Below are 9,319 nucleotides of genomic sequence, written 5' to 3' on the forward strand. Positions count from 1 at the left end.
TAGCCGGCGAGGCCGACGAGGATGCCGTAGTAGATGGCGACGCCGAGGAGCGCGAGGCCGGCGACCAGCATGCCGGTGACGGCGCCGGCCTTGAAGGCGAGCTCGAGGCCCTGGGCGAGGCCCTTGGAGGCGGCCTGGGCGGTGCGGACGTTGGCGCGCACCGAGACCAGCATGCCGATGAAGCCGGCGGCGCCCGAGAGCACGGCGCCGATCAGGAAGCCGATGGCCACGGTGATCCCGAGCAGCCAGGCGACGATGACGAAGATGATGACGCCGGCGACGGCGATGGTGGTGTACTGGCGGCGCAGGTAGGCGGTGGCGCCTTCCTGGATCGCGCCGGCGATCTCCTGCATCCGGGCATTGCCGGCGTCGGCTTCCATGATCGATCGCGACGCCCAGGCGCCGTAGACGATCGACAGAAGGCCGCAGATGATGACGAGCAACAATGCCACGCTCAGATCTCCCACTCGTGGTTGTGATTTTGCGCGCGGACTATCGCCATTCGTCGCGGCGGGCGCAAGGCCGAGCCGGCGGGCCGGGGCGGGACGCGAAAACCCCGCCGGCGGGGGCCGGCGGGGCGGGTAGGATCGCGCCCGAATCGCGCCTGAACGGGGCTCAGGCGGCGCTGGACTTCTTGTTGTAGCGCTCGATCGCCTCGACCAGGATCCGCTGGGCGTCGGCCTTGTCGCCCCAGCCGGTGACCTTGGCCCACTTGCCCTGCTCGAGCGCCTTGTAGTTCTCGAAGAAGTGCCAGATGCGCTCGCGGTGGCGGGTCGGCAGGTCCTGCAGGTCCTGGATCTCGGCCTGGAAGGGGTCGATCTTCTCGAGCGGCATGGCGATCAGCTTGTCGTCGAGGCCGCCGTCGTCCTCCATGTGCAGGACGCCGATCAGCCGGCAGCGGATGACCGAGCCGGCGATCAGGGTGACCTCGGTGCGGACCATGACGTCGACCGGGTCGCCGTCCTCGTGCAGGGTGTTGGGGACGAAGCCGTAGTTGTTGGGGTAGAACATCGGCACGTTGACGATGCGGTCGACGAAGAGGGCGCCCGAGTCCTTGTCGATCTCGTACTTGACCGGCGCCCCGCCGGCCGGGCCGCCCGGGATCTCGATCACCACGTTGATGTCGTAGGGAGGATTCTCGCCGGGCGGAATCTTGTCGAGTTGCATGGGTCTCTCGCTCCAGTCGGTTCGCGGCGCGCCCTAGCATATTCGCAGGCGCAACAAAAGGGCGATTCGGGGGCGGCCCCTGCCCCGCCCGCCGGTCAGCCGGGGGCGCGGCGGCGGGTTTCCTCGCGGAGGTTGACGAGGTTGCCGGCGATGATGAGGGCGGCGCCGAGGAAGATCGCGAGGCGCAGCGACTCGCCGTAGACCCACATGCCGACGAGCGCGATGAGCGGCAGGCGGATGAACTCCATCGGCGCGACGATCGAGGCGGGGGCGTGGCCGAGGGCGGAGGTGAGCGCATAGTGGGCGCTGAGGCCGGTCACGCCGACGACGAGGAGCCAGGGGAAGGTGGCGGCGGAGGGCGCCGGGATGCCGCCGGGCAGCGAGAGCAGGAGGCTGGCGGTGGCCTGCAGCAGCGTCATCCAGAAGAGGACGCAGAGCACGCTGTCGAAGCGCATGATGCGCTTGGTGTAGATGGTGTTGAGCGCGAAGCAGACCGCGGCGACGAGGGCGGCGGCGTGGCCTGGCCCGAGCGCGGTCGCGCCGGGCTGGGCGACGACGAGGACGCCGAGAAAGCCGAGGCCGGCGCCGGCGAGGCGGGTGCGGGTCAGCGTCTCGCCGAGCAGGAAGGGCGCGAGCAGCGCGACCCAGATCGGGCTGGTGAACTCGAGCGCGACGAGCTGGCTGAGCGGGATCAGCATCACGGCGTAGAACCAGAGGTTCTGGCCGGTGAAGTGGAAGAGGTTGCGCTTCAGGTGCAGCGCCATGTGCCGGCTCCGCACCTGGGCGAAGCCGCGCGGGCTGGCGGCGAGGGCGGCGAGGGTGATCGCGAGGCCGATGCCCGAGCGGTAGAGCATGAGCTCGAAGGTGTTCATCTCCACCTGGATCTCGCGCCCCGCCACCGCCATGGCGACGAAGGAGACGACCGCGCCCATCATCCAGGCGGCCGCCTTGAGGGGCTGCGAGCGATCCATGGCTGCCGGACTTAGGCCGGCCGTGCCGGGGCAGCAAGCCCCGTCGGCGCGGCGGTTGCCAGGGCGGGCGCGCCGGGAATAGGAGTTGGGCGAGGCGACCGGGAAGGGACAAGCGATGGAAGAAGCCGCCGCCCACGGCCCCGATCTCGTCAGCATCGTCGTGCTGCTTGCCGCCGGGGTGGTGGCGGTGCCGCTCTTCCGGCGGATCGGCCTCGGCTCGGTGCTCGGCTATCTGGCGGCGGGGCTGGTCATCGGGCCGTTCGGGCTCGGGCTCTTCAGCGACCCGGAGACCATCCTGCACGTCGCCGAGCTCGGGGTCGTGCTCTTCCTCTTCGCCATCGGGCTCGAGATGCAGCCCTCGCGCCTCTGGGCGATGCGGGGCGAGATCTTCGGCCTCGGCCTCGCCCAGGTCGGGCTCTGCATGCTGCTGCTCTGGACCGTCGGCCTCGCGCTCGGCTATCCGGTGGCGGCCTCGCTGATCTCGGGCACCGGCTTCGTGCTCACCTCGACCGCCATCGTCATGCAGATGCTCGAGGAACGCGGCGACCTCAACCAGCCGAACGGGCGGCGGATCATCGCCATCCTGCTGCTCGAGGACCTGGCGATCGTGCCGCTGCTCGCGCTCGTCGCCTTCCTCGCGCCGGGCGGCGAGAGCGTGACGCTCGCGCACCGGCTCGGCTCGGTCGCGATCGGCCTCGCCGCCATCGCGGCGCTGGTCGCGGCCGGGCGGTGGCTGCTCAACCCCCTGTTCCGCATCCTCGCCATGTCGCGGGCGCGCGAGGTGATGACGGCGGCCGCCCTGCTCGTCGTCCTCGGCGCGGCGCTCCTCATGCAGGCGGCCGGCCTCTCGATGGCGATGGGCGCCTTCCTCGCCGGCGTGCTGCTCTCGGAATCGACCTACCGCCACCAGCTCGAGGCCGACGTCGAGCCCTTCCGCGGCATCCTGCTCGGGCTCTTCTTCCTCAGTGTCGGCATGGCGCTCGACCTCGAGGTCATCGCCCGCAACCTCGGGCTGGTCGCGGTCAGCGTCGCGGGCTTCATGCTGCTCAAGTCGCTCGGCATCTACGCGGTGGCGCGGATCGGCCGCGCCAGCCACGCCGAGGCGCTGGAGCGGGCGGTGCTGATGGCGCAGGGCGGCGAGTTCGCCTTCGTGCTCTACGGCGCGGCGGTGGCGGTCGGCCTCCTCGGCCCGGAGGAGAACGCGATCCTCGTCGCGGTCATCATCGTCTCGATGGCGCTGACGCCGCTCATGGTCATCCTGCACGACCGGCTCGCCCCGCGGGCGGGGCCGAGCACCGACGGGCTGGAGGCGCCGGACGGGCTGCACGGCAACGCGCTCATCATCGGCTTCGGCCGGGTCGGGCAGATCGTCAGCCAGCCGCTGCTCGCCCGCGGCTTCGAGATCGCCATGATCGAGACCGACCCGGAGATGATCGAGGCGGCGGCCGATTTCGGCTTCAAGGTGCATTACGGCGACGGGACGCGGCTCGACATCCTGCACGCCGCCGGCGCCGACGCGGCGGGGGTGATCGTCGTCTGCGTCGACGACCGCGAGGCGGCGGTGCAGATCGTCGAACTCTGCAAGGCCGAGTTCCCGCTGGTGCCGGTGCTGGCGCGGTCCTTCGACCGGCAGGAGGCGCTGCGGCTGGTCGAGGCCGGGGTCGACTGGCAGATCCGCGAGACGCTGCTCTCGGCCTTCGCGCTCGGCGAGAAGACGCTGCGCACGCTCGGCGTCCCCGAGGAGGAGGCGGCCGAGGTGATGGAGGACGTGCGCAGCCGCGACGAGATGCGCTTCGAGCGCGAGCTCGTCGGCGGGATCAAGGCGGCGCACGACCTCATCCGCGGCAACCTGCCGGGCAGGAACGAGGGCGCGGCGCCGCGCGAGCCGTCGTGAGCCGGCCCTTCGTCGCGCTCCTCTACAGCATCTCCATTGCCGAGGGGCGGCGTCTGGTGATGGCCGACCTGCGCGATCTGGCGGCGGATCTCGGGCTCGAGCGGCCGCGCACGCTGCTTGCGACCGGCAACCTCCTCTTCGAGGCCGAGGGCGACGCGCGGGCGATCGAGGCGCGGCTGGAGCCCGCCTTCGCCGAACGCTTCGGCCGGGCGGTCTCCATCATCGTCCGCGACGGGACCGGCTGGCCGCGGCTGATGGCGGCCAATCCCTTCCCGGAGGCGGCCGAGCGGGAGCCGGCGCGGGTCGCGGTGCGGGTGATGCGCACGCCCGCCGACGCGGCGGCGGTGGCGCGGCTCTCGCCCTATCTCGCGCCGGGCGAGCGGCTGGCCGTGGCCGGCGGCGATCTCTGGGTGCACCTGCCGGACGGCTTCGCCCCCTCCCGGCTGCCGGGTGCGATCACGCCGCGGCGCGAGGGGATCGGCACCTTCCGCAACTGGAACACGGTGAAGCGGATCGGGGCGGCGCTGGCCGGGTGAGGCGCGGGTTCTGGTCCGAGCGGCGCCGTTGCCCCCGGCCGTGCTCATCGCGAGCGGTGCGGTGCAGGAGCATGTCCGGTGCATGTCCCGAGCGATGCCGTGCGGTGGCCGCGCTCACTCCTCCGGGCGGCTGATGCGGCCGCCCGAGACCGGCAGGCGGACGCCGGTGGTCGCGGGCGCCGAGGTCGGCAGGCCGCGCAGCACCCGGACGGCGAGATAGGCGAAGGCCTGCGCCTCGAGCATGTCGCCGTCGAGCCCCTCGGCCTCGACCGGCGCGACCTCGCCGTTCGTCCGCTGCGCCAGCATCGCCATCACCGTCCGGTTGCGCCGCCCGCCGCCGCAGACCAGCCAGCGCGTCACCGGCTCGGGGAAATGCCGCGCCGCCTCGGCGACGCAGGCGACGGTCAGCGCGGCGAGCGTCGCGGCGCCGTCCTCGGTCGAGAGGGGGGCGACCCGGTCGAGGAAGCCGTGGAAGTCCTGCCGGTCCAGTGACTTCGGCGGCTTCCTTGCGATGAAGGGATGGGCGGCGAGCGCGGCGAGCACCGTCTCGTCGACGCGGCCCGCCGCGGCGACGGCGCCGTCCTCGTCGAGCGGGCGCCCGAGCCGCTGGTTGAGGAAATCGTCGATCAGCGCGTTGCCCGGCCCGGTGTCGAAGGCGACAAGCGCGCCCTCGGCCTCCGGCGCCGGGCGGCGCGGGTCGACCCAGGTGACGTTGCCGACGCCGCCGAGGTTGAGGAAGGCGAGCGGCGCTTCGGCGCCGATCCGGCGGGCGCAGGCGAAGTGGAAGAAGGGGACGAGCGGGGCCCCTTCCCCGCCGCTCGCCACGTCGGCGGTGCGGAAGTCCCAGACGACCGGTACCCCCGTCTCGCGCGCCAGCAGGTCGCCGCGGCCGACCTGGTGCGTCCCCCTGCCCCGCGGCTCGTGCGCCAGCGTCTGGCCGTGGAAGCCGACGATCTCCACCCCCGCGAAGCGGCGCACCGCTGCCGCATGTGCCGCGCGCACCCGCGCCTCCACCGCGTCGAGGCCCGGCTCGCCCGGCCAGCGGCCGAGCGCGGCGCGGAGGAGGGCGCGGTCCTCGGGGGCGTAGGGGGCGAAGGCGGTCGGGCCGAAGGCCGCGATCGTCTCGCCGTCGGTCTCGACGACCGCCGCATCGACCCCGTCCATCGAGGTGCCCGACATCAGCCCCAGCGCGCGCATCGCCGCCCTTCCGTCCTGCCCGGAACCGCTATAGAACGGCGCCGCCTCGCCCGAAAGGACCGCCGCCATGACATACCGCCCGAAGAGCGACTTCCTCGACGTCATGGTGACCCGCGGCTACCTGCAGGACTGCACCGACCTCGCCGGGCTCGACGAGCGGCTGCGGGCGGGGGTGGTGCCGGCCTACATCGGCTACGACGCGACGGCGCAGTCGCTGCACGTCGGGCATCTGCTCAACATCATGATGCTGCGCTGGCTGCAGAAGACCGGCCACAGGCCGATCACGCTGATGGGGGGCGGCACGACCAAGGTCGGCGATCCCTCGTTCCGCGACGACGAGCGGCCGCTGCTCTCGCCCGAGCAGATCGCCGCCAACGTCGCGACGATCCGCGGGGTCTTCGAGAAGTACCTCGACTATTCCGGCGCACCGGCCGGGGCGCTGATGCTCGACAACGCCGAATGGCTGGACGGGCTCAACTACCTCACCTTCCTGCGCGACATCGGCCGGCACTTCTCGGTCAACCGGATGCTGTCGTTCGAGAGCGTGAAGTCGCGGCTCGACCGGGACCAGTCGCTGAGCTTCCTCGAGTTCAACTACATGATCCTGCAGGCCTACGATTTCCTCGAGCTCTACCGGCGGCACGGGTGCCTGCTGCAGATGGGCGGCTCGGACCAGTGGGGGAACATCGTCAACGGGATCGACCTCACGCGCCGGGTGGAGGGCGCGGAGGTCTTCGGGCTGACCTCGCCGCTCCTCACCACCTCGGACGGGCGCAAGATGGGCAAGTCGGCGGCGGGCGCGGCCTGGCTGAACGCCGAGGCGCTCTCGCCCTACGACTTCTGGCAGTTCTGGCGCAACACCACCGACGCCGACGTCGGGCGGTTCCTGAAGCTCTACACCGAGCTGCCGGTGGCGGAGTGCGACCGGCTGGGGGCGCTCGGCGGGGCCGAGATCAACGCGGCGAAGATCGTCCTCGCCAACGAGGTGACGACGCTCTGCCACGGCGCCGGGGCGGCGCGCGCCGCCGAGGCGACCGCGCGCGCCGTCTTCGAGCAGGGCGGGGCCGGCGAGGCGCTCGAGGCGGTGACCCTGCCCGGGGAGGCGCTGGGCGCCGGGCTCTCGGTCACGCATTTCCTCGTCACCGCCGGGATCGTGCAGTCGGGCAAGGAGGCCAAGCGCCTCGTCGCCGAGCGGGGCCTGCGCTTCAACAACGAGCTCGTCCTCGACCCCAACGCCCTGGTCACGCCGGAGACGATCGGGCGCGAGCTCAAGGTCTCGGTCGGCAAGAAGCGGCACTGCCTGGTCAGGATCGGCAGCCGCGCGGCGGCCTAGGTTCCGGAGGCGGCCGGGCGGCTGCTGCGCCGGCGCGCGAGCAGCATCAGCGCGGCGACGATCACCGTGCCGACGATGAAGAGGAAGGCGGCGGCGGCGATGGCCGGGCTGATGTTCTCGCGGATGGTGGAGAACATCTGCCGGGCGAGGGTGCGCTGGTTCGGGCCGGCGACGAAGAGCGTCAGCACCACCTCGTCGAGCGAGGTGGCGAAGGCGAGGACGGCGCCGGAGAGGATGCCGGGCATGGCGAGCGGGACGGTGACGCGGAAGAGCACGGTCGGGGGCCGCGCCCCGAGCGAGAGCGCCGCGCGCTCGACGCGGCGGTCGATGCCGGCGAGCGAGGCCGCGACGCTGACGATGACGAAGGGCATCGCGACGACGGTATGGGCGGCGATGACGCCCATGTAGCTGCTGGCGAGGCCGATGCGGGCGAAGAGGATCTGCATGCCGACGCCGAGCACCACCGCCGGCACCACCATCGGCAACAGGAAGAGGGTGCGGAAGGCGCCGGCGAAGCGGAACTGTTCGCGGAGGCCGAGGGCGGCGAGCGAGCCGAGCAGCGTGGCGAGGACCGTGGTGCTGCCGCCGATGACGAGGCTGTTGACGATCGAGCGGCGCCAGACCGCGTCGGTCGCCAGCACCTCGAACCAGCGCATCGAGACCCCGGGCATCGGATAGGTCAGGAAGACGCTCGAGGTGAAGGCGAGCGGCAGGATGGCGATGAGCGGCGCGATCAGGAAGGTGACCATCGCGGCCCCGAAGACGATCCTGGCGAGGGTCCACATCGGGCTCAGATCCGCGCGGTGCCGGTGGCCGAGAGCCGCCCGTAGACGGCATAGAGCGCCAGCGTGATGACGAGGAGCACGATGCCGAGCGCGGCCGCCATCCCCCAGTTGGCCGTGCCGGTGGCATAGAAGGCGATGACGAGGCTGATCATCTGGTCCCGCGGCCCGCCGATCAGCGCCGGGGTGATGTAGTAGCCGATCGCCGACATGAAGACGAGGAGCGCGCCCGAGGCGACGCCGCGCAGCGTGAGCGGCAGCAGGACGCGCAGGAAGGCGCGCACCGGGTTCGCCCCGAGCGAGGCGGCCGCCGGCATCAGGTTGCGCGGGATCGAGAGCAGCACGCTGTAGATCGGCAGCACCATGAAGGGCAGGAGCACGTGGGTCATGGCGATGACCACCCCCGCCCGGTTGAAGATGAGCGGGAAGGCCCCGATGCCGACCGCGCGGAGCGCGTCGTTCACCAGCCCCTGGTCCTGCAGCAGGATGTACCAGGCGGCGGTGCGCACCAGGATCGAGGTCCAGAGCGGCAAGAGCACCGCGGCAAGCAGCGCGCTTCGCATCCAGCCGGAGACCGAGGCGACCAGCATGGCGTAGGGCAGCCCGAGCAGGATGCAGAGCCCGGTGACCGATCCGGCGATGGCGAAGGTCCGCGTCAGGATGGTGAGGTTCGCCGACTCGGACGGCGGCACCCGCCGGATCGCCCCCGCGGCGTCCCGCTCGAGATCGACGGCGGCGAGCAGGTTGCGGTCGGTATAGGGCGAGGCGGCGTTGGCGATCGCCGTCCAGAAGGCGACGTCGCCCCAGCGCCGGTCGACCGCGACGAGATCGACCGGCCCCGCCGTCTCCTCGACGGCGCTGCGCGTCCTGGCCATCAGCGTGCGGAAGCCCGACTTGGCGCTGTTCAGCCGCCGCACCACGTCGCCGAGCGCCTGGTCGTCGGTGCTCTCGCGCAGATCCTCGACCAGCGCCGCCCCGACCTCCTCCGAAGGGAGCGACTCGCGGTCCCAGGCGCGGATCGCCTCGACCGTCCGCGGCAGGGTGCGGGAGACGGACGGGTCGGACACCGCCTCCGAGAGGATGGTGACGAGCGGCCAGACGAAGAAGACGAGGAGGAAGGCGAGGAGCGGCAGCACCAGGGCGAAGGCGCCGAAGCGGCGGCCGAGCGCGGCGCGGCTCACGACGGGATCACCCAGCAGTCGGCGGGGGAGAAGGCGGCGGTGACGGTGGCGCCGGGCTGCCATTCCGTCCCGCCGCGGCCGGCGCGGACGACGAGGCCGGCCGGATCGCCGGCGAGCTGCACCCGCAGGTGGTCGCCCTGGTAGACGCTGTCGGCGACCGCGGCGGTCCAGGCGTTGCAGCCGGCCGGCGCCTCGGCCCCGAGCAGGATGCGCTCGGGCCGCACCGAGACGAGGACCTCGCTGCCGACCGGCGCGCCG

The 9,319-nt window shown here is 72.3% G+C and carries 10 protein-coding genes; 3 read left to right on the forward strand and 7 right to left on the reverse strand.

Going from position 1 to position 9,319, the window contains the following annotated elements; genetic code table 11:
* The 3 genes from Q0112_RS06440 to Q0112_RS06450 all read right to left on the reverse strand — a co-directional run.
* On the reverse strand, positions 1-452 hold a 452-nt coding region (locus tag Q0112_RS06440; protein ID WP_297972915.1), incomplete at its 3' end, for a sodium/proton-translocating pyrophosphatase.
* A 163-nt stretch (positions 453-615) separates the two neighbouring features.
* Entirely contained in the window at positions 616-1,167 is a 552-nt protein-coding gene (ppa, locus tag Q0112_RS06445) for an inorganic diphosphatase (RefSeq protein WP_297972918.1), read from the reverse strand.
* A gap of 95 nt (positions 1,168-1,262) precedes the next feature.
* A complete protein-coding gene (locus Q0112_RS06450; RefSeq protein ID WP_297972922.1) occupies positions 1,263-2,138 on the reverse strand; it encodes a DMT family transporter in 876 nt (291 codons plus the stop codon).
* Between the two features lie 115 nt (positions 2,139-2,253).
* Here Q0112_RS06450 and Q0112_RS06455 point away from each other — a divergent pair, with 115 nt between their 5' ends.
* A complete protein-coding gene (locus tag Q0112_RS06455; RefSeq protein WP_297972924.1) occupies positions 2,254-4,032 on the forward strand; it encodes a monovalent cation:proton antiporter-2 (CPA2) family protein in 1,779 nt (592 codons plus the stop codon).
* The gene (locus Q0112_RS06460; RefSeq protein ID WP_297972927.1) at positions 4,029-4,568 is read left to right on the forward strand and encodes a DUF1697 domain-containing protein; all 540 of its coding nucleotides are present in this window, start codon (positions 4,029-4,031) and stop codon (positions 4,566-4,568) included. Before Q0112_RS06455 ends, Q0112_RS06460 begins: the two co-directional genes overlap by 4 nt.
* 114 nt (positions 4,569-4,682) lie before the next feature.
* On the opposite strand, the gene Q0112_RS06465 is transcribed toward Q0112_RS06460, so the two are convergent.
* Complete coding sequence (locus Q0112_RS06465; RefSeq protein WP_297972930.1) at positions 4,683-5,765, reverse strand: anhydro-N-acetylmuramic acid kinase; 1,083 nt, start codon at positions 5,763-5,765, stop codon at positions 4,683-4,685.
* Between the two features lie 67 nt (positions 5,766-5,832).
* Between Q0112_RS06465 and tyrS the strand changes: the two genes are divergently transcribed.
* Entirely contained in the window at positions 5,833-7,098 is a 1,266-nt protein-coding gene (gene tyrS / locus Q0112_RS06470) for a tyrosine--tRNA ligase (RefSeq protein ID WP_297972933.1), read from the forward strand.
* Here the strand turns inward: tyrS and Q0112_RS06475 are convergent.
* From Q0112_RS06475 to Q0112_RS06485, 3 genes are all read right to left on the reverse strand, one after another.
* Positions 7,095-7,883: an ABC transporter permease gene (locus Q0112_RS06475; RefSeq protein WP_297972935.1), complete on the reverse strand. Its 789-nt coding sequence runs from the start codon at positions 7,881-7,883 to the stop codon at positions 7,095-7,097. The two genes, tyrS and Q0112_RS06475, sit on opposite strands and share 4 nt — an antisense overlap.
* A 5-nt stretch (positions 7,884-7,888) precedes the next feature.
* A complete protein-coding gene (locus Q0112_RS06480) occupies positions 7,889-9,061 on the reverse strand; it encodes an ABC transporter permease (protein ID WP_297972937.1) in 1,173 nt (390 codons plus the stop codon).
* A partial coding sequence (locus Q0112_RS06485; protein ID WP_297972940.1) for a TOBE domain-containing protein occupies positions 9,058-9,319 on the reverse strand: 262 nt, incomplete at its 5' end. The genes Q0112_RS06480 and Q0112_RS06485, both read right to left, overlap by 4 nt.

Origin of the sequence: uncultured Amaricoccus sp. (genome assembly GCF_937858865.1) — a bacterium.
Taxonomy (GTDB): Bacteria; Pseudomonadota; Alphaproteobacteria; order Rhodobacterales; family Rhodobacteraceae; genus Amaricoccus.

Coding starts and splice junctions, on each gene's coding strand:
- ppa (WP_297972918.1), bottom strand. CDS start 1,167: ATGCAACTCGACAAGATTCCGCCCGGCGAGAATCCTCCCTACGACATC.
- Q0112_RS06450 (WP_297972922.1), bottom strand. CDS start 2,138: ATGGATCGCTCGCAGCCCCTCAAGGCGGCCGCCTGGATGATGGGCGCG.
- Q0112_RS06455 (WP_297972924.1), top strand. CDS start 2,254: ATGGAAGAAGCCGCCGCCCACGGCCCCGATCTCGTCAGCATCGTCGTG.
- Q0112_RS06465 (WP_297972930.1), bottom strand. CDS start 5,765: ATGCGCGCGCTGGGGCTGATGTCGGGCACCTCGATGGACGGGGTCGAT.
- tyrS (WP_297972933.1), top strand. CDS start 5,833: ATGACATACCGCCCGAAGAGCGACTTCCTCGACGTCATGGTGACCCGC.
- Q0112_RS06475 (WP_297972935.1), bottom strand. CDS start 7,883: ATGTGGACCCTCGCCAGGATCGTCTTCGGGGCCGCGATGGTCACCTTC.